This window comes from Klebsiella sp. KE9456, assembly GCF_043832615.1.
Lineage (GTDB): Bacteria > Pseudomonadota > Gammaproteobacteria > Enterobacterales > Enterobacteriaceae > Klebsiella > Klebsiella indica.
Window position 1 is genome coordinate 175165 of record NZ_JBDYQK010000007.1, and the last position, 22990, is coordinate 198154.

At 53.4% G+C, this 22990-nt stretch carries 22 protein-coding genes and 1 other RNA gene; 15 read left to right on the forward strand and 8 right to left on the reverse strand.

The genetic code is table 11. From position 1 onward, the window contains the following. Positions 1–29: 29 nt before the first annotated feature. Together ABK821_RS09360 and ABK821_RS09365 are read left to right on the forward strand one after the other, a co-directional pair. Positions 30–1016 (forward strand): glutathione S-transferase family protein, encoded by a 987-nt coding sequence (locus ABK821_RS09360; protein WP_343178048.1) that lies wholly within the window; start codon positions 30–32, stop codon positions 1014–1016. A gap of 126 nt (positions 1017–1142) precedes the next feature. Continuing rightward, the gene (locus tag ABK821_RS09365) at positions 1143–1511 is read left to right on the forward strand and encodes a DUF805 domain-containing protein (protein ID WP_138362450.1); all 369 of its coding nucleotides are present in this window, start codon (positions 1143–1145) and stop codon (positions 1509–1511) included. Between the two features lie 37 nt (positions 1512–1548). Here ABK821_RS09365 and ABK821_RS09370 read toward each other — a convergent pair whose 3' ends face one another. After that, complete coding sequence (locus ABK821_RS09370) at positions 1549–2445, reverse strand: LysR family transcriptional regulator (protein ID WP_138362449.1); 897 nt, start codon at positions 2443–2445, stop codon at positions 1549–1551. Positions 2446–2549: 104 nt separating this feature from the next. On the opposite strand from ABK821_RS09370, the gene ABK821_RS09375 reads away from it, so the two are divergent. Continuing rightward, positions 2550–3251 carry a pirin family protein gene (locus tag ABK821_RS09375; protein ID WP_138362448.1) on the forward strand — a complete coding sequence of 234 codons (702 nt, stop codon included), beginning with the start codon at positions 2550–2552 and terminating at the stop codon, positions 3249–3251. 24 nt (positions 3252–3275) lie between these two features. Continuing rightward, complete coding sequence (locus ABK821_RS09380; protein ID WP_343177967.1) at positions 3276–3437, forward strand: hypothetical protein; 162 nt, start codon at positions 3276–3278, stop codon at positions 3435–3437. Between the two features lie 933 nt (positions 3438–4370). Here the strand turns inward: ABK821_RS09380 and rnpB are convergent. From rnpB to garP, 5 genes are all read right to left on the reverse strand, one after another. Continuing rightward, an RNA gene (gene rnpB / locus ABK821_RS09385) (RNase P RNA component class A) lies at positions 4371–4749 on the reverse strand. A 32-nt stretch (positions 4750–4781) separates the two neighbouring features. After that, positions 4782–5927: a glycerate 2-kinase gene (garK, locus tag ABK821_RS09390; protein WP_343177966.1), complete on the reverse strand. Its 1146-nt coding sequence runs from the start codon at positions 5925–5927 to the stop codon at positions 4782–4784. A gap of 65 nt (positions 5928–5992) precedes the next feature. After that, positions 5993–6883 (reverse strand): 2-hydroxy-3-oxopropionate reductase, encoded by an 891-nt coding sequence (gene garR / locus ABK821_RS09395; RefSeq protein ID WP_343177965.1) that lies wholly within the window; start codon positions 6881–6883, stop codon positions 5993–5995. A gap of 152 nt (positions 6884–7035) precedes the next feature. Further along, entirely contained in the window at positions 7036–7806 is a 771-nt protein-coding gene (garL, locus tag ABK821_RS09400; protein WP_308560535.1) for a 2-dehydro-3-deoxyglucarate aldolase, read from the reverse strand. 28 nt (positions 7807–7834) lie between these two features. Then, a complete protein-coding gene (gene garP, locus ABK821_RS09405) occupies positions 7835–9202 on the reverse strand; it encodes a galactarate/glucarate/glycerate transporter GarP (protein WP_343177964.1) in 1368 nt (455 codons plus the stop codon). Between the two features lie 387 nt (positions 9203–9589). Here garP and garD point away from each other — a divergent pair, with 387 nt between their 5' ends. Continuing rightward, positions 9590–11161: a galactarate dehydratase gene (gene garD / locus ABK821_RS09410; protein ID WP_343177963.1), complete on the forward strand. Its 1572-nt coding sequence runs from the start codon at positions 9590–9592 to the stop codon at positions 11159–11161. Positions 11162–11211: 50 nt separating this feature from the next. Here the strand turns inward: garD and ABK821_RS09415 are convergent, their stop codons facing one another. Together ABK821_RS09415 and ABK821_RS09420 are read right to left on the reverse strand one after the other, a co-directional pair. Next, entirely contained in the window at positions 11212–12159 is a 948-nt protein-coding gene (locus ABK821_RS09415; RefSeq protein WP_343177962.1) for a sugar kinase, read from the reverse strand. Between the two features lie 10 nt (positions 12160–12169). Continuing rightward, positions 12170–12964 (reverse strand): DeoR/GlpR family DNA-binding transcription regulator, encoded by a 795-nt coding sequence (locus ABK821_RS09420; protein WP_343178047.1) that lies wholly within the window; start codon positions 12962–12964, stop codon positions 12170–12172. A 352-nt stretch (positions 12965–13316) separates the two neighbouring features. Between ABK821_RS09420 and ABK821_RS09425 the strand changes: the two genes are divergently transcribed. The 10 genes from ABK821_RS09425 (at position 13317) to ABK821_RS09470 (ending at position 22953) form a co-directional block, all read left to right on the forward strand. Continuing rightward, positions 13317–14171: a tagatose bisphosphate family class II aldolase gene (locus ABK821_RS09425; protein ID WP_343177961.1), complete on the forward strand. Its 855-nt coding sequence runs from the start codon at positions 13317–13319 to the stop codon at positions 14169–14171. Between the two features lie 24 nt (positions 14172–14195). Then, positions 14196–15110 (forward strand): 1-phosphofructokinase, encoded by a 915-nt coding sequence (gene pfkB, locus ABK821_RS09430; RefSeq protein WP_343177960.1) that lies wholly within the window; start codon positions 14196–14198, stop codon positions 15108–15110. A 10-nt stretch (positions 15111–15120) separates the two neighbouring features. Further along, positions 15121–16533, forward strand: a complete 1413-nt coding sequence (locus tag ABK821_RS09435; RefSeq protein WP_343177959.1) for a PTS fructose transporter subunit IIBC — start codon at positions 15121–15123, stop codon at positions 16531–16533. Between the two features lie 10 nt (positions 16534–16543). Further along, the gene (locus ABK821_RS09440) at positions 16544–17359 is read left to right on the forward strand and encodes an HPr family phosphocarrier protein (RefSeq protein ID WP_343177958.1); all 816 of its coding nucleotides are present in this window, start codon (positions 16544–16546) and stop codon (positions 17357–17359) included. Positions 17360–17535: 176 nt separating this feature from the next. After that, positions 17536–18807 carry a tagatose-bisphosphate aldolase subunit GatZ gene (gene gatZ / locus ABK821_RS09445; protein ID WP_343177957.1) on the forward strand — a complete coding sequence of 424 codons (1272 nt, stop codon included), beginning with the start codon at positions 17536–17538 and terminating at the stop codon, positions 18805–18807. A gap of 14 nt (positions 18808–18821) precedes the next feature. Then, positions 18822–19289 (forward strand): PTS galactitol transporter subunit IIA, encoded by a 468-nt coding sequence (gatA, locus tag ABK821_RS09450; RefSeq protein ID WP_343177956.1) that lies wholly within the window; start codon positions 18822–18824, stop codon positions 19287–19289. A 26-nt stretch (positions 19290–19315) separates the two neighbouring features. Then, the gene (gene gatB, locus ABK821_RS09455; protein WP_343177955.1) at positions 19316–19600 is read left to right on the forward strand and encodes a PTS galactitol transporter subunit IIB; all 285 of its coding nucleotides are present in this window, start codon (positions 19316–19318) and stop codon (positions 19598–19600) included. 5 nt (positions 19601–19605) lie between these two features. Further along, a complete protein-coding gene (locus ABK821_RS09460) occupies positions 19606–20979 on the forward strand; it encodes a PTS galactitol transporter subunit IIC (RefSeq protein ID WP_343177954.1) in 1374 nt (457 codons plus the stop codon). 46 nt (positions 20980–21025) lie between these two features. After that, positions 21026–22069, forward strand: a complete 1044-nt coding sequence (gatD, locus tag ABK821_RS09465) for a galactitol-1-phosphate 5-dehydrogenase (protein ID WP_014226961.1) — start codon at positions 21026–21028, stop codon at positions 22067–22069. A gap of 110 nt (positions 22070–22179) precedes the next feature. Continuing rightward, a complete protein-coding gene (locus ABK821_RS09470) occupies positions 22180–22953 on the forward strand; it encodes a DeoR/GlpR family DNA-binding transcription regulator (RefSeq protein ID WP_014226962.1) in 774 nt (257 codons plus the stop codon). Positions 22954–22990: the final 37 nt, after the last annotated feature.

Below are 22990 nucleotides of genomic sequence, written 5' to 3' on the forward strand. Positions count from 1 at the left end.
CTCGCTTTTACTATCTGAAGGAGGAGATGATGGGACAATTAATTGACGGCGTCTGGCACGATACCTGGTATGACACCCAATCCACCGGAGGGCGTTTTAAACGTTCTGTTTCCGCGTTTCGCCACTGGATAACCGCCGATGGTACGCCTGGCCCGGGCGGCGAGGGAGGATTCGCAGCAGAAAAAGACCGCTATCATCTGTACGTTTCTCTTGCCTGTCCCTGGGCCCATCGCACTTTAATTTTTCGCAAGCTAAAGGGACTGGAACCTTTTATTCCCGTTTCAGTAGTCAATCCCTTAATGTTCGAAAACGGCTGGACCTTTGACGACAGTTTCCCTGCCGCCACGGGCGACACGCTCTATCAGCACGAGTTTCTTTATCAACTGTATCTGCATGCCGATCCGCACTACAGCGGACGCGTCACGGTGCCGGTATTATGGGATAAAAAACAGCAAACCATCGTCAGTAATGAGTCGGCGGAAATCATCCGCATGTTTAATACCGCCTTCGACGCACTGGGCGCCAGGGCCGGCGATTACTACCCGCCAGAACTGCGTGAACAAATTGATGAACTGAATGGCTGGATTTACAACAATGTCAACAACGGCGTCTATAAAGCCGGATTCGCCACCAGCCAGCAGGCCTATGATGAGGCGGTCGAGGCGGTATTTAGCGCCCTGGAACGCCTGGAACAAATCCTGGGTCAACATCGCTTCCTGACCGGTAATCAATTGACGGAAGCGGATATTCGCCTGTGGACCACGCTGGTTCGTTTCGATCCTGTATATGTGACCCACTTTAAATGCGACAAGCGCCGCATCAGCGATTATCTCAACCTTTATGGCTTCCTGCGCGATATCTACCAGATACCGGGCATCGCTGAAACAGTGAACTTTGCCCATATCCGCAACCACTACTACCGTAGCCATAAGACCATTAATCCAACCGGAATTATCTCCGTCGGCCCACATCAGGATCTTAACGAACCGCACGGCCGCGATCTTCGCTTTCGCTAAGAGATTGGGTGCCATTTCAGGCACCCAACAATTCACATCATAAATATTTACCTGTATTTCATTCACGTCTATTCTTATTAAGATCGCTTTAAAAACAAGTGATTGATGATTAATTGAGGCATAAAAATGGACTGGTACCTTAAAGTCATAAAAAATTATATTGGATTTAGCGGCCGCGCCCGACGCAAAGAGTACTGGATGTTTATTCTGATCAACATCATCCTGACCGTCGTACTCAGCATGATTGATAAAATGCTCGGCTGGCAGCGTGCGGGCGATGAAGGCATTCTGACGACCATTTATGGCGTGCTGGTATTTTTACCCTGGTGGGCAGTACAGTTTCGTCGTCTGCATGACACCGACCGATCGGCATGGTGGCTGTTATTGCTGCTGATACCCGTGATCGGCTGGCTGGTGATCATTATTTTCAATTGTCAGAACGGCACTCCCGGCAATAACCGTTTTGGGCCGGATCCAAAACTGATCTCTGACTAAACAATGTGCCCCTCGTCAAAAAGGGACACATTGTGTTTTATCTACCCATAAACAGCTTCGGGATCTCCCGCAGGCACCATGACTTCGCTTCACCCATGCTGTCGCGACGCCAGGCCATAATAATATCGATCTCGTTGCTGTATTCCGGGCTGACCACCCGTAAGCGTCCTTCGGCAATATCCTGCTCAACCAGCGGATACGGCATCGTGGCGACGCCTAAACCTGCCAGCAGCGCCTGGCGTTTATCTTCAATCGTACTTACCGTTAGTCGCGGCTGTTTGTCGAGCAGTTGCACCGTCAGCACCGGGCGTTCACGGGCGGTATCGGCCACCGCGATGCCGCGATACTTCACGCGGGTCACTTCAGAAAGCGGCTCCGGCTCATGGTGAATCGGATGATCTGGCGCGGCGACATAGACGTTCATCACCGAATAGAGTTTGCGGGAGTTGATTTCCGACGATGAGCGAAAATGCATATCCGGGGCGACGACAATATCCGCCCGCCCCTGTTCAAGACGCTCCCAGGCACCGGCCAGCACTTCGGTAATAATCGATAACTGAGTGTTGGATTTGGTCGCCAGCTTTTCAATTAGCGGAAACAGGTCGGTGGTGGGCACCAGCGCTTCGGTAACAATGGTCAGATGCGTTTCCCAACCGCGCGACAACGCCTCAGCGTCAGTCGTCAGCTTATCTGCCGCTTCAAGCAAAATACGCCCGCGCTCCAGCAGCATTCGGCCAACGTTGGTGAACTTTGTTCGATGGCCTGAGCGGTCGAATAATACGACATCAAGTTCCTCTTCCAGCTTTTGCATGGTATAGCTCAGCGCTGAGGGCACACGACCAAGCTCATCGGCCGCCGCGGCAAAACTTCCGCGGCGATCAATCGCATCCATTACGCGTAACGCCTCCAGCGTTAATGCTCTCTCTTTCGCCATCACAGTCTCATTCAGGAAATTTGAACATACCGGGCAGAATATCTGGCTAACAATACAGCGTCCATACCTTTACCATTGATTTAGTGTAAAGAGAGGTCAAGAAAATGATTACAACCCGAACAGCCAAACAGTGCGGTCAAGCAGACTTCGGCTGGCTGCAGGCCCGCTATACCTTTTCCTTTGGCCACTACTTCGACCCCAAATTGTTAGGTTACGCATCGTTACGCGTGCTTAACCAGGAAGTCCTGGCCCCCGGTGCCTCATTCCAGCCGCGCACCTACCCGAAAGTCGATATTCTGAACCTGATTCTGGAAGGTGAAGCAGAGTATCGCGACAGCGACGGCAACCATATCCAGGCAAAAGCCGGCGAGGCGCTACTACTCTCGACGCAAGCCGGTGTCAGCTATAGCGAACACAACCTGAGCAAAGAGACGTCACTGACGCGAATGCAGCTGTGGCTGGACGCCTGTCCGCAGCACGAGAATCCGCTGGTGCAAAAAGTCGCTATCGCCGCCGGAACGCGGCAGCTGCTGGCTTCGCCAGACGGTAGCCAGAATAGTCTCCAGTTGCGCCAGCAGGTATGGATTCACCATATCAACCTGACGAAAGGTGAACAGCTCAATGTACAGCTTCACGGCCCGCGAGCCTACCTGCAGTCGATTCACGGGACGGTACACGCGCTTGCACATGAAGAAGAGAAACAGTCCCTGACCTGCGGTGATGGTGCATTTATTCGTGATGAAGCTAACATTACCCTTGTCGCCGATACCCCGCTGCGCGCTTTGCTGATAGATTTACCCGTATAATAACGGCAGCAAGGGAGTTTGCCTGTGAGCAAGAAGAAAGCGAAAAAAACGGTGATACCGACGCAACAACCTCAACCGGAAGACAAGATCGCAGTCAATTTTGGTTATGAAGAGATGTTAAGTGAACTGGAAGCGATCGTTGCGGAAGCTGAGATCCGGCTCCAGGATGAAGAAAGCGTAGCCTGATCCCCACCATGGCCCCTTCCGGGGCCGATGGTCAACTCACTGAATTCCTGGAATGAAATCTTTATCCCCTAAATAATTCACGTTGCAGGGCAATAATGGCAAGTGAACTCGCCCTGATGAACCAGACGCTTAACTGAATTGCCTCATTTGATGGGCTTTTTCGCAGATCATGCGGTGCGACCAGCCTCATACCCATATTCCCCCTCCCAGAACCCGCACATTCCCACGATTTCTGAACAGCGCTTATCATGCCGCCCCGGAAATCAGCAACTCTCATGGATTGATCAAGCCAACTGTAGTATCGGTATGTACCCTGCACCCCACGGATATCACGATGTTCGTCTTTTCCCTGGCACCTTACGCGCCGAATAAAGCGTGAGATTGTCTATCGATTAACCACTTGATTGATCGTTTTTTACGATCAATAATTAATTTTCAATTAAATTAATCGATCGGTCTAATGTGGCATTCAGGCGTCAGTCCGGGAGCTGAAAAATTAAAGTGGGCAGCCATTCATGTTTAAAATCATGTTATTGATGCTTCTTACATGCGGAATCCCTGCCTGTGCTGATGCGACAGAGAACATTAGCCCGGAAAAGGTACAGTCTGAGATTCGCTACGTTGGTTACGAATGCGACAAAGTAGACGATATCAGTCCCTCTTTCTCTGGCAATGAGATTACCGTAACTTGCGACAAAGTATATAAATTCCTTATCAGATATGAACGAGGCGGCGCCACAGTTGATGTCATCAGCTGAAATTCCCGCCTCAGACGGACTCATTCATCCTTCAACGTGCTGTAAACTGACTAGCAGAAAAACGGACAACCGATAAAACAAGAATCGACACAATCAGACTGTGTGCGGGGGAATGTGACAACCGTTGGCGTATCCCATTTGTATCTGAGATACACCAACGTATTGTTTTTAAAGAAGTTGAAGCTGACCGTTAAGCCGGGTTCTGTCGTGGACAGTCATTCATCTAGGCCAGCAATCGCTCACTGGCTCAAGCAGCCTACCCGGGTTCAGTACGGGCCGTACCTTGTGAACCCCTATTTGGCCTTGCTCCGGGTGGAGTTTACCGTGCCGCGAACTGTTACCAGACGCGCGGTGCGCTCTTACCGCACCCTTTCACCCTTACCTGATCCTGCTTACGCAGGCCATCGGCGGTTTGCTCTCTGTTGCACTGGTCGTGGGCTTACGCCCCCCAGGCGTTACCTGGCACCCTGCCCTATGGAGCCCGGACTTTCCTCCCCTCCGCCTGTCTCCTCCGAAGAGGACGACGACGAAGCGGCGACTGTCTGGTCAGCTTCGGCGCGCAGTATAGAGGGTTTACCGCCGATTGTCATCCTTCCGTCGCCATCCCGACCTGCAATGTCGCCGCAATATTACGCGACGCATGATAAATGTTATCCGCCGCGCCGCGAAATGCCTCTTCCAGAGTCGTTACGCAAGTCAACACGCTAAATACCGCGTCAATACCATGTTGATGAACCACGCCGACATCGCGAGTCAGACTACCGGCGATGCCGATCACCGGTTTACGATACTTTTTCGCTACGCTCGCAACGCCAACCGGGACTTTACCGTGAATGCTCTGGCTATCCAGTCGGCCTTCTCCGGTGACCACCAGCGAACAATCGAGAATATGTTCTTCCAGATTCAACGCCTGGGTCACGATTTCGATCCCACTGCGCAATTCAGCGTTGAGAAATGCCATTAGCGCCGCGCCCATACCACCTGCGGCGCCTGCGCCGGCAACCTGCTTAACGTCAACGTGTAAATCAGCTTTGATCACGTCAGCATAATGCTCAAGATTGCGATCCAGTTCGCGGATCATCGCCTCAGTAGCCCCTTTTTGTGGACCAAATATCCATGAAGCACCGTTGTCGCCGAGCAGCGGATTAGTCACGTCACAAGCCACACGGATAGTACAATCATGCAGGCGCGCATCAAGAGCGGAAATATCGATCGAACTGAGGCTATACAGACAACCACCGCCGTTGCCAATCTCCGTGCCATCGGCATCGCAAAGACGTGCGCCCAGCGCCTGCATCATCCCCGCGCCGCCGTCATTGGTGGCGCTGCCGCCAATACCAATGATGATGTTTTTCGCCCCATGATCCAGCGCGTGTAAAATCAGTTCGCCAGTACCGCGCGATGTGGTCAACAACGGATTGCGCTGTGCAGGCGGCACCAGCCCCAACCCGCTGGCCGCCGCCATCTCAATAAATGCCGTTTTGCCATCACCGGAAAGCCCCCAACTGGCATCAACCGGTACGCCCAGCGGCCCCGTCACACAAACGCTCATCCGGGTTCCCTGCGTCGCGGCAATCATCGCCTCAACGGTACCTTCTCCACCATCGGCGAGCGGGACTTTCACGTAGAGCGCATCGGGGAATATTTCCCGAAAACCTTTTTCTATAGCCTGGGCAACCTCGGTGGCCGAGAGGCTTTCTTTATAAGAGTCTGGGGCGATTACGATTTTCATAGTTATGTAGCCTGACAGTGCCGCGCAAGGCAAGAATGACAGGGCGCATATCCGCGCCCTTCTTGTTAACGTGTGACTTCCACTTTCGCCAGTTTTTCGTAGTAACATGCAAGAGCACTATGGTCGGCAGTCCCCAGACCGTCGGCGCGCAGCGCCTGCATCATTTCCATTACCGCCGCCGTCAACGGCAGCTGTGCGCCCACGCCGTGGGAAGTGTCCAGCGCATTTGCCAGATCTTTGATATGCAGATCGATACGGAAACCTGGTTTGAAGTTACGATCCATCACCATTGGCGCTTTTGCATCCAGCACAGTACTTCCAGCCAGCCCGCCGCGGATTGCCTGATACACCAGATCCGGGTTAACACCGGCTTTGGTCGCCAGGGTCAGTGCTTCAGACATCGCAGCAATATTGAGCGCCACAATGACCTGATTGGCCAGCTTAGTCACGTTACCCGCCCCGATATCACCGGTATGTACCACTGAACCTGCCATTGCTTTCATCAGATCATAATATTTGTCAAAAATCGCTTTATCGCCGCCGACCATTACCGACAGGGTTCCATCAATGGCTTTCGGTTCACCGCCGCTGACCGGCGCGTCCAGCATATCCACGCCTTTTACTTTCAGCGCATCGCTGATTTCACGGCTGGCCAGCGGAGCGATGGAACTCATGTCGATCAGAACAGTTCCCGGCTTCGCACCTTCAATGATGCCGCCTTCACCCAACGCGACCTCTTTCACATGCGGAGAGTTCGGCAACATGGTGATGATCACCTCACACTGTTCGGCGATCTCTTTCGCCGAAGTGGCCTTTTCAGCGCCTGCGGCGACCACTTCTGCAACCGCTTCCCGGTTACGGTCAGTAACCACCAACGAGTAACCTGCCTTGAGGAGGTTTTTACTCATTGGTTTACCCATGATACCGAGGCCAATAAAACCAACTTTCACTGTCATGTCTTTATCTCTCTAGTTTCGGTGGTGGTTATACCCTTCACCTTTCAAGCAGCCTCTTCGTTGGCGGCCTTTGCTCATCCCAGTCTTACTCATGTGAGATCCTGGGGATTGGCTTAGTTGCCGCCTTGATGCAGCTCGAAATTTATTGGGCATTATTTCTTAAAGGAATCAGCCAGTTTTTGCGTAGCAGAACGGAATACCCCCAGGTCGCTGCCGACGGCGACAAAGGTCGCCCCCCATTCCAGATAGCGACGCGCATCCGCTTCTACAGGCGCCAGAATACCGCTCGGCTTACCGTGCTTTTTGGCGCTCGCAAAGATGTACTGGATAGCTTTCTGCACTTCCGGGTGGGATGCGTTGCCAAGATGGCCTAAGGCGGCAGCCAGATCGCTTGGACCGACAAAAATACCGTCAACGCCTTCCGTGGCCGCAATCGCCTCGACGTTATCTACGCCCTGCTGACTTTCGATTTGCACCAGGATGGTGATATTTTTGTTGGACTGAGCAAAGTAATCCGCTACGGTGCCAAACATATTGGCGCGGTGCGACACGGAAACCCCGCGAATGCCTTCTGGGGGATAACGTGTTGATGCTACAGCATTAACCGCTTCTTTTTCAGTCTCCACAAATGGGATCAGGAAGTTATAGAAGCCGATATCCAGCAGGCGCTTAATGATCACCGGCTCATTGGTTGGCACACGCACTACCGGTGCGCTGGCGCTCCCTTTCAGCGCCATCAGTTGCGGGATAAAGGTGGAAATATCGTTCGGCGCATGTTCACCGTCCAGCACCAGCCAGTCGAAACCCGCGAGGCCTAGAACTTCAGTGCTAATAGGGCTGGCCAGCGCTGACCAGCAGCCAATCTGAACCTGATGAGCCGCCAGGGCCGCCTTAAATTTATTCGGGAAGATATCGTTTTTCATTACTTATACCTTGTCACTTAGCCGTGAGTTATTTCTGCAGTTCCATACGTTTGATGTCGCCGACGACGAACAGATAGCAAATCATCGCCATCAGAGCCGAGCACCCAACGAAGACCAGGGCTGCATTGAATGAATGCAGTTCGCTCACCAGGTAACCAATCACCAGCGGCGTTACGATGGAAGCGACATTACCAAATACATTGAATACACCGCCGCACAGGCCAACAATCTCTTTCGGCGCGGTATCGGAAATCACCGGCCAGCCCAGTGCGCCAAAACCTTTACCGAAAAAGGCCAATGCCATCAGCATCACCACCAGCGTGGTATTATTGGTGTAGTTGCACAGAATGATGGTCGATGCGAGCAGCATTCCGAGAACAATCGGCAGTTTGCGCGCCACCGTGATTGAAAGGCCGCGTTTAATCAGAGAGTCCGAAAACACGCCGCCCAGCACGCCGCCGGCAAAACCGCACAGCGCCGGAATCGAGGCCACCAGACCCACTTTCAGAATCGACATCCCCTTTTCCTGCACCAGATAAATCGGGAACCAGGTCAGGAAAAACCAGGTAATGGTATTGATAAAATATTGGCCGAAGAACACGCCAAGCATCATGCGATTAGTCAACAGCTGTTTGATATAGTTAAGTTTAGGACCTTTGGCCGCTGTACTGCCCGGCTTTTTATGGTCCATATCGACCACCGCGCCGTTCGCGGAGATAAACGTCAGCTCTTCTTTGCTCATGCGCGGATGGTCGGTCGGGTTATGAATCAGTTTGATCCACACGCCGGTCAGAATAAAACCAATCACCCCCATTACGGTAAAAACGTGTTCCCAGCCCCAGGCGAAGGTCAGCCAGCCCAGGAGAGGAGAAAACAGCGCGAGAGAGAAATACTGTGCGGAATTAAAGATAGCTGATGCTGTACCACGCTCTTTGGTCGGGAACCAGGCTGCCACAATACGGGCATTAGCCGGGAAAGAAGGTGCTTCCGAGAAGCCCAGCATGAATCGCATGAAGAACATCGAAATCCCGGCCCAGGCCAGCGGGAACATATCCACAAAGCCTTGCAGGAAAGTAAACAACGACCAGAAAAACAGACTGCATGAGTAGACTTTCTTCGAGCCAAATTTATCGAGCAACCAGCCGCCGGGGATCTGCATCAGCAAATAGGCCCAGCCAAATGCGGAGAAAATATAGCCTATTGATACCGCACTCAACTGCAAATCTTTCGCCACTGCCGAACCGGCGATAGAGAGTGTTGCGCGGTCGGCATAGTTAACAGCGGTAACAATAAAAATGAGTAGCAAAATTAAATATCGGGTTGGCACACCTTTTTTGTGTTCTATTTCTTTCTGTTCTATTTCTTCTTTATGTTCTATCGTTACATCCAGACTCATTTTATACTCCTCAGGTACGACACACCCTCTATTTATTTAGGTACGCTTTTAGTTATTCAGAAACCAATATCAGATAGTGTCGATATACTCATCCGGCGCATAGCAAGTAAGATTTAGTATAATCAGCTCACGGCCATTGAGCACTGTGCATATAAACCATAAATAATGTATAAAAATCATTATTAATGTGCATATGCCACAAACAGTGGGCGCTGATGCACAATTCCAGTGATTTCTCTCCTGGGTACGCCCCCTCCCGCCCGATGGGTGATTTAGATCACATTTTTAAATCTGAACACCTGACATTCTTTATTTCACAAAGCTGCACATCATGAATTGAATAACTGATTTTTTATTATTCGCACCTTTCCTGGAGAATACTGGACAATGGCTGACGTTGAAATTAAACAACAATCACCGGCGGCGTTTTATATAAAAGTGCACGCAACAGATAACGTGGCAATTATTGTTAACGATCGGGGTTTAAAAGCCGGCACGCGTTTTCCTGACGGGCTCACGCTCGTCGAACATATTCCACAAGGCCACAAAGTCGCTCTGAGTGATATTCCCGAGCACGGAGAAATTATTCGCTATGGAGAAGTAATTGGCTATGCTGTACGCGATATCCCACAGGGCAGTTGGATTGATGAATCGCTGGTCGAACTGCCAAAAGCGCCGCCGCTGCATACCTTGCCCCTGGCCACCAAAGTCCCTGCGCCTCTGCCGCCGCTGGAAGGTTATACCTTCGAAGGGTATCGTAATGCCGACGGTAGCGTCGGAACCAAAAATCTGCTCGGGATTAGCACCAGCGTACACTGCGTGGCAGGCGTTGTGGATTATGTGGTTAAAATTATCGAACGTGACCTTCTGCCGAAATACCCTAATGTCGATGGTGTCGTGGGTCTGAACCACCTCTATGGCTGCGGCGTAGCAATTAATGCCCCGGCCGCCGTCGTGCCAATCCGCACGATTCATAACCTTGCGCTTAACCCGAATTTTGGCGGCGAAGTGATGGTTATCGGCCTCGGCTGCGAAAAACTTCAGCCGGAACGCCTGTTAAAAGGCACCGATGATGTGAAAAGCATTCCTGTGGACAGCGCCAGCATCGTCAGTCTGCAGGATGAGAAACACGTCGGTTTTAAATCAATGGTTGAGGACATTCTGCAGGTCGCCGAGCGTCATCTGCAGAAACTGAATCAGCGTCAGCGCGAAACCTGCCCGACGTCCGAACTGGTCGTCGGTATGCAGTGCGGCGGCAGCGATGCATTTTCTGGCGTAACCGCCAACCCGGCGGTGGGCTACGCGTCCGATCTGCTCGTCCGCTGCGGGGCGACGGTCATGTTCTCAGAAGTAACCGAAGTGCGCGATGCAATCCATCTTCTGACACCGCGCGCCATCAACGAAGAGGTGGGTAAACGCCTGCTGGAAGAGATGGCCTGGTACGATGACTATCTCGATATGGGCAAAACCGATCGCAGCGCCAACCCCTCCCCCGGTAACAAAAAAGGCGGCCTGGCAAACGTGGTGGAGAAAGCGCTGGGGTCCATCGCCAAATCCGGGAAGAGCGCAATTGTTGAGGTGCTCTCCCCAGGACAGCGGCCAACTAAACGCGGCCTGATTTACGCCGCTACGCCAGCCAGCGACTTTGTCTGTGGCACCCAGCAAGTGGCTTCCGGGATCACCGTGCAGGTCTTTACCACCGGCCGCGGTACGCCCTATGGCCTGGCGGCAGTGCCGGTCATTAAAATGGCGACACGTACCGAACTGGCGAATCGCTGGTATGATTTAATGGATATCAACGCCGGAACTATCGCCACCGGTGAAGAGACGATCGAAGAGGTGGGGCTGAAGCTGTTCGAGTTTATTCTTGATGTCGCCAGCGGCCGCAAGAAGACCTTCTCGGATCAATGGGGATTGCACAACCAGCTGTCAGTGTTTAACCCGGCGCCGGTGACGTGATCGAATCAGCAATTTATCCCGCTCGTGATGCTTCAGGCGGGATACCTCTGCTATTGATGCGCGTTAAGAAAGGCCTCTATCTGCGCCTTCATGGACGTTCCCTCCATCGGGCCACGGCGGGAAATCGCCAGAGAACCGCTGGCGTTGGCCCATCTCAGTGCCTCATGCGGCGATGCGCCGGACAGGAACAGGCTGACAAAGGTCGCACCGAAGCAGTCGCCAGCTCCCGTTGGGTCCACGACCGGGACATGAAAACCGGCAACATGATGCGTTTCCCGGGCACTGAAATAGCTCGCTCCGCGCGGGCCGCGTTTAATCACCACGTGCTTAACGCCGCGCTTTAAAAGCTTATCCACCAGCACCTGTTCATCGCGCCCCGGGTTGAGGCCAAAGTAATCCAGTTCGCCATCGCTGGGCAAAAAGATATCGGTGTAATCAAGGATATACTCAAAGGCCTGCGACATTTCAGGGATATTCAGCATCTCTTTACGGATATTCGGATCGAACGAAACCGTGCCGTTGCGCGCTTTGATATTTTCAATCGCTTTACGCATCGCGTCGATCATGCGAAACGAAAACAGCGAAGAGCCCATAATGTGAAAATGGTTGCACTGGCTAAGCAGAGTGTCGTCAATATGGTCAGCGGTTAGCAGGCCGCAGGCGCTGTTTGGCATGTTAAAAATAAAATCACGCTGCGCCTGGCTGCGGTAGCTCACAAAAGCGCTGCCGGTGGTCGCCTTTTGCAGTATGGCGATGCCATTAATATTCACGCCGTCGCTTTCCAGCCGCGCGATATTCATTTCACCAAACGCATCGTTGCCAACGCAGCTAAAAAGCACCGACCCTAACCCCAGCTTTGCCACCTGATCGGCGAAAATTGCCGGCGCGCCGCTGGGATATGGCCCCCAAAACTCTCCCGGGCGCGAAAAGCCCTGGTTCTCTTCTTTTGCCAGAAACTCCACCAGTAGTTCGCCGATGGTGCAAATGGTCACATTCATCATCGCTCCTTTACTTTGCCTTTTGCAAAGCAGGGTTGAGCCATGTCAGGCACTCGTTATTGGTATAGCTGTTAGTCAGGCCGGCGGCGAGAAGGCGGGTGTGATACTCCGCGGCGACAATCTGCGGCGTCACGATGCCGCTAATTTGGTGCAAATCGCCAATCGGGTAGCGCTTGTCGCCATAGACCGGACGATGCGCGACGACCGCAATCGCCCTCTCACTTTGCTCCACCGCTTCGCTCAGCAGGCGGGCGCTGGCTTCCTGTCTGACGCTTAAGGTGCCATCTTCAGCAATGTGATCGACAGCGATCAGCGCTCGTGAGGGACGATAATGACCCAGCGCGCTCAGCGCCAGATCGCCTTCGACTATTTTGCCGCTACTCCCCAACACCCCGCCGAGCAGCACGGTTTCGCCATTCAGGAACTCCTGCGCCAGCGGCACATGCGCCAGGTCATTTAATAGCAGACAGAGCTCGTCATAACCGGCAAGGAATGGGATCACTTTGCGTAAGATTGATCCCTGCCCCAGGAACAGCGTTTCGCTATCTTCGATCTGTGCGGCGATCTGGCGCGCCATTTCGGTCTCCAGCGCTTTGTCCGTGGCAACCGGGGCTTCCTGAGCCAGAGCGACCGGAGCGCCGGCCTGAGAAGTATAGATTGCGCCGCCAAACGAGCGCTTCAGGTAGCCCTGCTGTTCAAGGTAGTTCAGGTCATTACGGATCGTTACCCCTGAAACAGCCAGCATTTCAGCCAGGTCGTCGACTTTGATCTCTCCGTTCTTGCGCACGATCTCCGCGATGTCCAGGCGCCTTTTCAGCAGACTTGTAGACGGTTTTGCCACAGTGTTGTGCCTTCTTATTTTCTCCCAGAATAACTTTCATTTTTAAATTTCCCCGCTGCATTGTCAAACGCAAGGCCTTCCACACCTGTTTCACATCGATTTAAAACCATTTAATTCAGTAAGTTAAATAAAACATCGTCGTTTAATATACTTTTAAAAAAGAAAACAAACAAGACCATATAACTTTCATTTTTAAAACAACATCACTGTTGTGTGCGATTGATCACAACAATACATCGAGACGATCGCTACATTACTTTCAAAATGAAGATTTAAAACACTAAATCACTTACAATATAAAAATAAAGGAGAACGAATGTACATTATTTCTAGTAAAAACATGCTGTTGAAAGCTCAGCGCCACGGCTATGCCGTTCCCGCCTTTAATATCCACAACCTGGAAACGATGCAGGTGGTGGTAGAAACCGCCGCCGAACTGCGTTCTCCGCTGATCCTTGCCGGCACCCCGGGAACTTATAGCTATGCAGGAACCGGGAACGTGGTGGCGATCGCTCGCGATCTGGCTAAACACTGGGATCTTCCTTTAGCGGTCCACCTCGATCACCATGAAGATCTGACCGATATCACGCATAAAGTGCAGGCCGGTATCCGCTCGGTCATGACCGACGGTTCACACTCGCCTTTTGAAGAAAACGTCGCGTTAGTTAAGAGCGTGGTTGAACTGAGCCATCGCTATGATGCCAGCGTTGAAGCCGAACTCGGCCGTCTGGGCGGCGTGGAGGATGATTTGGTGGTCGATGCAAAAGATGCGCTGTATACCAACCCGGAACAGGCGCGCGAATTTGTCACCCGCACCGGCATCGACTCGCTGGCGGTGGCTATCGGTACGGCGCACGGCATGTACGCCGCAGAACCCAAACTCGATTTTGAGCGCCTCGCCGCTATTCGCGATCGCGTTGACGTCCCTCTGGTTCTTCATGGCGCATCCGGGCTGGCCGATAGCGATATCCGCCGGGCAATCTCTCTGGGCGTGTGCAAAGTCAACGTCGCTACCGAGCTGAAAATCGCGTTCTCCGATGCCCTGAAGCAGTACTTCGAGGAAAATCCGGACGCTAACGATCCGCGTCATTACATGAAACCGGCCAAAGCGGCGATGAAGGATATCGTACGCAAAGTCATTCACGTTTGTGGATGTGAAGGACAACTGTAATTTTCGGATCGAAGGAGCAATGTCGTGATCCATACCCTGACACTCAATACGGCAATCGATATGAATATCTTTTGCGATCCGCTGAAGCCGTCGACAGTGAACCGAACCCGGCACACCGAATATTGCCCGAATGGCAAAGGAGTGAACGTTTCGCTGATATTAAATCACTATCAGCAACCCACTCACATTATGGGTATTTTCGGTGGTTTCACTGGCCGTTATATCGTGGAAGAGTTACGTCAGAAAAAAATTAAAGTGACGCCGACATGGGTATCTGAGCCAACCCGAATTAATATTTTTATAAATGACGGTGCAGAGGAATATAAGCTCGTTAACCCCGGCGCAAAAATTGATGACGAGTGTAAACAGCAGGTTATTCATCATCTGCAATGCGTCACCTCCGGGGATTATTTAGCAATCAGCGGCAGCCTGCCGCCGGGAATTGAAAGCCGGTTCTATAGCGAGATCATTGAATTATGTCAGCAGAAAGGCTGCGAGGTTATCCTCGATATCAGCCATCCGGTTCTGCGCCAGCTGCTGGAATTACGGCCATTGTTGATCAAACCCAACGATGACGAGCTGCGCGAAATATTTGGTCTCGACGTCAGCAACCATCAGCAGGTACGCGAAGCTATGCGTACCCTGCATCAGTTGGGCGCTCGCAACGTGCTGCTGACGATGGGCGCGGAGGGCCTCTACTTTTCCGATGGCGCAAGCGTGTGGTTTTGCTCCGCACCGAAAATTGAACTGGTCAGCTCCGCCTGCGCCGGCGACGCCGCGCTGGGCGCCTTTCTCAGTAAATGGCTTAACGAAGAAGATGTCGCTCACGCCCTGGCACTAGCCAGCGCGACCGGCGCCGACGTCGCCGGTTCCGCCGGATTAGGAAATTTACAACGCACAGAAGAATTATTACAGCAAATTCAGGTCGTTCAATTATAAAGGTCCGATTATGAAAAAAATTATTGCAGTTACCGGCTGCCCTACGGGTATTGCACATACTTTTATGGCTGAAGAAGCCTTAAAAACCGCAGCGAAGAAATTAAATGTCGACATTAAAGTGGAAACCAACGGAGCTTCCGGCGTTGAAAATGCCATTACCCCCGCGGATTTAGAAGATATTTATGGTGTAATTATTGCCGCCGATAAAGACGTTAACGCCGAGCGATTTAATGGTCTGCCGGTCATTGAGGTTCCGGTTAAAGAAGCCATTCATCATCCGGTCGATTTAATTAATAAAGTGATCGGCGGCCAGGCATCGCGCCGTCAGGGTATTTCTTCCTCGCCGGAGTCACAGGAGAAATACGCGCAAGAGTCTTTCGGACGCCAAGTTTATAAGCACCTGATGAGCGGCGTGTCCAACATGCTGCCGTTTGTGGTTGCCGGGGGGATTTTAATTGCCATCTCCTTCCTGTGGGGTATCTACTCAGCCGATCCGAACTCGCCGCAGTATAACGTTATTGCCGCGACGCTGATGAAAGTAGGCCAGCAGGCCTTCTCAATCATGGTGCCGATTTTTACCGCTTATATCGCCTGGTCTATTTCCGGCCGCCCCGGTATGGTTGCGGGCTTCGTCGGCGGCTTACTGGCCAACGCGACCGGCGCAGGCTTTCTCGGCGGGATTATCGCTGGTTTCGCCGCCGGTTATTTTATGTTGCTGATCCGCAATATGCTCAACGGCCTGCCGCGTCAGTATGAAGGGCTGAAATCGATCTTCATTATGCCGCTCGTTGGCGTGCTGGTAATAGGCGTGATGATGGTGCTGCTGGGTCAACCTGTCGCCGCCATCAACAACGCGATGATGAACTGGCTGAGTTCATTACAGGAAGCAAACCCGATTCTGCTGGGTATTGTGGTAGGCGCGATGTGCTCCTTCGACTTCGGCGGTCCGGTGAATAAAGCCGCCTACGTCACCGGTACGTTGCTGCTTGGCCAGGGGAACTACTTCTTTATGGCCGGGGTTTCCGCCGCCTGCATTACGCCGCCGCTGGTTATCGCGCTGGCGACAACCTTCTTCCCGAAAGGCTTCAGTGAAGAAGAGCGCGCCGCCGGGATGGTCAACTATATCCTCGGCTGCACCCATATTACTGAAGGCGCTATTCCGTTCGCCGCGAAAGATCCTTTACGCGTCATCCCCATGATGATGATCGCCTCTTCCATCTCTGCGGTTCTCAGCTATAGCCTGCAAATCCAGGTTCCTGCTCCGCACGGCGGCTTCCTGATCCTGCCGCTGGTAAGTAAACCGCTAATGTGGGTGCTGTGTATTCTCGCCGGTTCCGCCTGTGGCGCGGTCATGCTGGGATGCTGGAGGCTATGGCAAAAACGGACCCAGGAAGCAGCGACGCTTGCCGGTGCCATTAAATAAGGAGCTATTTATGCAACTGACTTGCGCAGATATCCATTTCGATCGCGCGATCAAAACAAAAGATGAAGCGCTGCAACGCGTCGTTGGCAGATTAACCGAAGCCGGGCATACCACGCCCGCTTATCTGAACGGCATGCGAGACCGCGAAGGGCAAATCAGCACGTACCTTGGCAACGGTATTGCCATTCCTCACGGCACGCCGCAGAGCCGCGATGCGGTACTGAAAACCGGTGTCAAAGTACTGGCCTGCCCGCAGGGGGTGGATTGGGGAGAAGAACAAGCGGCTTATCTGATTGTGGGGATCGCCGCGCAGGACAACGAACACCTTGATATTCTTCGCCAGCTTACCCACGCCCTGAGCGACGAACGCGTACCTGCAGCGCTATCGCGCGCTGAGAGTCCGCAGGCGGTGCTGGAGATTCTGGCCGGCAATATCTTCCCGGCCGAAGGGGAAGAGATGGAACCACCCCCGGCGTTCGATGAAGAGGCGACTTTTACCCTGCGCAATCCCCACGGACTGCACGCGCGGCCAAGCGCTGTACTGGTGAAAGCGGTGAAGCAGTGGCGATCGCAAATTCGGGTGGAAAATCTCGACACCCGTTCCGCTATTGTTGACGCCAAAAATCTGATGCGGGTGGTGTCTCTCGGCGCAAAACAGGGACATCGGCTGCATTTTATGGCCAGCGGGGAAGATGCCCATCAGGCGCTGGAGGCTATCGGTACGGCCTTTAATGCCGGATTAGGCGAAATTGCCGCTCAACCGCAGCAGGTCGTTCAGCCAGCAGAAAAGCCTAAACGGAGCTGGCTTTCACGAATATTTAGTTAATTTTCAATAGATTAAAAACGCTCTGCCGTCATCGCCAGAGCGTTTTTTTATCTTTAACTTTCGTAACATTACGTTTTATCTTTCTTTTTTTCGAGATTGATCACAAATCAAAACAAAGGAGTTTGCGGGCAAAACAAAACATAACGAATATATTCGAAAGAAAACGGAGGTTTTAAATGAAAGATATTATTTCCCGCCACAAAGCTGGCGAACACATCGGCATCTGCTCAGTTTGTTCCGCGCACCCGCTGGTTATCGAAGCCGCGCTACGTTTCGATCTGCATACCAACAACAAGGTTCTTATCGAAGCAACCTCTAATCAGGTTAACCAGTTTGGCGGCTACACCGGAATGCAGCCTGCGGACTTCCGTGATTTCGTGAATAAAATTGCCCGCGAAGTCGGTTTTCCGTCAGAGCGCATCATCCTTGGCGGCGACCATCTCGGGCCGAACTGCTGGCAGGGCGAACCCGCCGCCGAAGCGATGGAAAAATCGGTCGATCTGATTAAAGCCTACGTCGCCGCGGGCTTCAGCAAAATCCATCTCGATGCCTCAATGTCCTGCGCTGACGATCCGATACCGCTGGACCCGGCCGTCGTCGCCGAACGTGCCGCTCGCCTGTGCCAGGCCGCGGAAGAGACGGCAACCGACGCGCAGAAACGCCATCTGACCTACGTCATCGGCACCGAAGTTCCGGTTCCCGGCGGCGAAGCCAGCACCATCGGCAGCGTCCACGTGACCCGCGCCCAGGATGCGGCGGCAACGCTGGAAACCCATGAAGCCGCCTTCCGCAAGCTGGGTCTTAACGCAGCGCTGGAACGCGTCATTGCTATCGTGGTGCAGCCCGGCGTTGAGTTCGACCATACGCAAATTATTCATTACCAGCCGGAGGCCGCCAAAGCGCTCTCCGCGTGGATCGAAGGCACGCCGATGGTCTACGAAGCGCACTCGACTGATTACCAGTCTCGTCAGGCCTACCGGGCGCTGGTGCGCGACCATTACGCCATCCTGAAAGTTGGCCCGGCGCTAACCTTCGCGCTGCGCGAAGCCATTTTTGCCCTCGCGCAAATGGAAAATGAGCTGGTCGCTCCGGAATCCCGCAGCCGCGTGATGGAAGTGATTGATGAAGTAATGCTTAACGAGCCGGGCTACTGGAAGAAGTACTACCGCCCGACCTGGAGCCAGGCAATGGTGGATATCCACTTCAGCCTGTCCGATCGCATTCGCTACTACTGGCCGCATCCGCGTATTCGCCAGAGCGTGGAAAAGTTAATTGCAAACCTGACCGAAACTAAGCTGCCGCTGGGCCTTATCAGCCAGTATATGCCCGTGCAGTTTGAACGACTGTCGTTAAACGAACTCGCCGCCGTGCCGCACGACCTCATCCTCGACAAAATTCAGGATGTGCTGCGTGCCTACCGTTACGGCTGTTCATCCGAAATCGCCTGAAGTAAAGAGGATTTATGAGTCAATTGTTTGTTCGTACCGGCATTCATTTTAGTTCCAGCCGGCAGGCGCTGGAGCACATTGGCGAAGAGATGCTGGCGCGCGGCGTTGTGCACGACAGCTATCCACTGGCGCTGCTCGAACGAGAAGCAACTTTCCCCACCGGCATTGCGCTGGAGCAGCACGCGGTCGCGATTCCCCACTGCGAGGCGGTACATGCGAAGTCTCCGGCTATCTACCTGATTCGCCCGGACAACCCGGTCCCTTTTCAGCGTGCTGACGACGACGGCGAAATCGACGTTTCGTTAATCATCGCGCTGATTGTAGAAAATCCGACTGCACAGCTACAGCTGCTGCGCCGGTTATTTAGTGAGCTACAGAACTCGAACACGCTTGAAGCATTGCTGGCTGCCTCACAGGAGCAGCTGCCCGAGCTGTTTCGGCACTCTATCCTTGAGTCAGAGCCCAGCGCTCAGGCTTTATAACAGACTGATAATAAAAGGGGTACCCTATGAAACGTAAAGTAATCGTCGCCTATGGCGGCGCTGTCGCCACCTCGACCATGGCCGCAGAAGAGATCAAAGATCTGTGCGCGGACCACAGCATCGAGCTGGACCTGGTGCAGTGCCGGGTGAATGAAATCGAAACCTATATGGACGGCGCGCACCTCATCTGCACCACCGCCCGGGTTGACAGAACCTTTGGCGACATTCCGGTGGTTCACGGTATGCCTTTCATTTCTGGCGTAGGCATTGAAGAACTGCAGCAAAAAATCCTGAACATCCTGACGGAGTAACGCCCATGTTTAGCGAAATCATGCGTTATATCCTCGACCTTGGTCCAACGGTGATGCTGCCGATCGTGATCATCATCTTCTCCAAAATACTGGGGATGAAGCTCGGGGACTGTTTTAAATCAGGCCTGCACATCGGGATTGGTTTCGTCGGTATCGGCCTGGTCATCGGCCTGATGCTCGACTCTATCGGCCCGGCGGCGAAAGCGATGGCGGAGCATTTCCAGATTAACCTGCACGTGATTGATATTGGCTGGCCGGGGTCGTCGCCGATGACCTGGGCATCGCAAATCGCGCTGGTGGCGATTCCCATCGCCATCGCGGTCAACATCTTCATGCTGGTCACCCGAATGACTCGCGTCGTGAACGTCGACATCTGGAACATCTGGCATATGACCTTTACCGGCGCAATGCTGCATATCGCGACCGGTTCATACTGGATTGGGATTCTTGGCGTAGTGGTGCATGCGGCTTTCGTCTACAAGCTCGGCGACTGGTTTGCGAAGGATACCCGCGACTTTTTCGGCCTCGATGGTATTGCTATTCCGCACGGTAGCTCGGCGTATTTAGGGCCGATAGCGGTGCTGGTCGATACGATTATCGAAAAAATTCCCGGCCTGAACCGCATCCACTTCAGCGCTGACGACATCCAGAAACGCTTCGGTCCGTTTGGCGAACCGGTCACCGTCGGTTTTGTAATGGGTCTGGTCATCGGCACGCTGGCGGGCTACGACCTGAAGGGCATCCTCCAGCTGGCGGTGAAAACCGCGGCCGTAATGCTGCTGATGCCGCGCGTCATCAAACCTATCATGGATGGCCTGAACCCGATTGCCAAACAGGCGCGTAAACGTCTGCAGGCGAAGTTTGGCGGCCAGGATTTCCTGATTGGTCTCGATCCGGCGCTACTGCTTGGTCATACCTCGGTCGTATCGGCCAGCCTGATCTTTATTCCGCTAACTATTCTGATCGCGGTTGTGGTTCCGGGTAACCAGGTCCTGCCGTTCGGCGATCTCGCGACCATTGGATTCTTCGTCGCCATGGCGGTGGCGGTACACCAGGGGAACCTGTTCCGCACGCTGATTTCCGGGATCATCCTGATGGGGATAACGCTATGGATTGCGACGCAGACCATCGGCCTGCATACCCAGCTGGCGGCTAACGCCGGGGCCCTGAAGGCGGGTGGCCTAGTGGCCTCAATGGACCAGGGCGGTTCGCCGATTACCTGGCTGCTCATTCAGCTCTTCACCTGGCAAAACGTGGTGGGTTTTGCGGTTATCGGCGTCATCTATGTTGCCGGCGTGCTGCTGACGTGGCGCCGGGCGCGCAGCTTCGCCGCCGCAGAGAAAGCCGCCGTCGCGCAGCAAAGCCCGAGCGTTTCTTAATCTCAAGGGGGAGCATCCGCTCCCCCGGACATTTCTGGAGAATATTATGCAATCAGTGGTTATCCATGCTGAGGGGACAGTGCGCGTTGAAGAACGCCCGATACCGACTCTACAAACGGAAAACGATGTCCTGGTCAAAGTCGTCAGCTCCGGATTGTGCGGTTCCGATATTCCGCGCATCTTCGCCAAAGGCGCCCACTACTATCCCATCACCCTGGGTCATGAGTTCAGCGGCTATGTTGAATCTTACGGCTCAGCGGTGACCGACCTGCAGCCGGGCGACGCGGTAGCCTGCGTGCCTCTGCTCCCCTGCTTTAACTGCCCCCAGTGCCAGCGCGAATACTTCTCTCTCTGCAAACAGTACCAGTTTGTCGGTTCGCGCAGCGAAGGCGGAAATGCGCAGTACGTGGTGGTCAAACGCGCCAACCTGTTCCGTCTGCCGGACCAGATGCCGATTGATGACGGCGCGTTTATTGAACCGATGACCGTCGGCCTGCACGCCTTCCATCTGGCTCAGGGCTGCGAAGGGAAAAACGTCATTATTATTGGCGCAGGCACAATTGGTTTGCTGGCGTTGCAGTGCGCCCGCGAACTGGGCGCCAAAAGCATTACGGCAATCGATATCAACCCGCAGAAGCTGGCGCTGGCAAAAACGCTCGGCGCAACGCACGTCTTTAACAGCAAGGAGATGAGCGGCAAACAGATTCAAACGGCACTGGAAGAGATTCAGTTCGACCAGCTGGTGCTGGAAACCGCCGGTACACCGCAAACCGTGGCGCTGGGCATTGAGGTCGCCGGACCGCGCGCGCAGCTGGCGCTGGTGGGTACCTTGCACCATGACTTAACGCTGCCTTTCGCCACCTTTGGCCAGATTCTTCGAAAAGAGCTGACTATTGTCGGCAGCTGGATGAACTACTCTGGCCCGTGGCCGGGAAAAGAGTGGCAAACGGCGGTTCGCCTGCTGACGGAAAAACGCATTCAGCTTGCCCCGCTTATCACCCACATCGGCGATGCCGAAAGCTTTGCCCGCGAAGTCCAGGCGCTCAACGGTGCGCCGATGCAGGGGAAAATCCTGCTTAAACTCTCCTGACCAACTGAGCCAGCAATCAGAGCTGGCTCACATAACCTTTCGAAAATTATCGTTCAACTTTCATTACCCTTCGATTACACTAAGATCAGTTAATTATCAGGCAAATTAATATGAACTCATTCGAGCGAAGGAACAAAATTGTCGAAATGGTCAATGCGCAGGGTAGCGTATTGGTGCTGGACCTTTCGAATCTCTTTGGCATCTCCGAAGTGACGATCCGGGCCGATCTCCGTTTGCTGGAAGAAAAAGGGTTACTCACCCGCTTTCACGGCGGTGCCGCAAGGCCCGGTAGCAATTTGACCGAAGGAGATAATCTGGAAGTGGTACTTGAAGATCGTTATCAGTTGGCCAGCGATCCGAAAAAACGGATAGCCCAGGCCGCGGCGGCGATGATTAGCGAAGGCATGACGGTGATCCTGGATAGCGGCAGCACTACCCTACTGATTGCCGAGGCTCTGGTACGTATGACCAATATTACGGTGATTACTAATAGCCTGCCCGCGGCGTTTACGCTATCCGAAAACAAAGATATCACCCTGGTGGTCTGCGGCGGCACCGTACGCCACAAAACACACTCCATGCACGGCACCATCGCCGAACGTTCTCTTCAGGGCATCAGCGCCGATCTGATGTTCGTCGGCGCTGACGGCATCGATACCACCAACGGCATCACCACCTTCAACGAAGGTTACTCCATCAGCGGCGTCATGGCCGCCGCGGCACATAAGGTAATTGCCGTGCTGGACGCCAGCAAATTCAATCGCCGCGGGTTCAATCAGGTTCTACCGATGGAGAAAATAAACTGCGTGATTACCGACAGCGAAATAAATGAAGAACATCGGAAGGCATTAAAAAGTACCGGGATTGAGTTACACATCGTATAGAAAATAAGGCAGATGCGGTGACATCTGCCCTATTGAC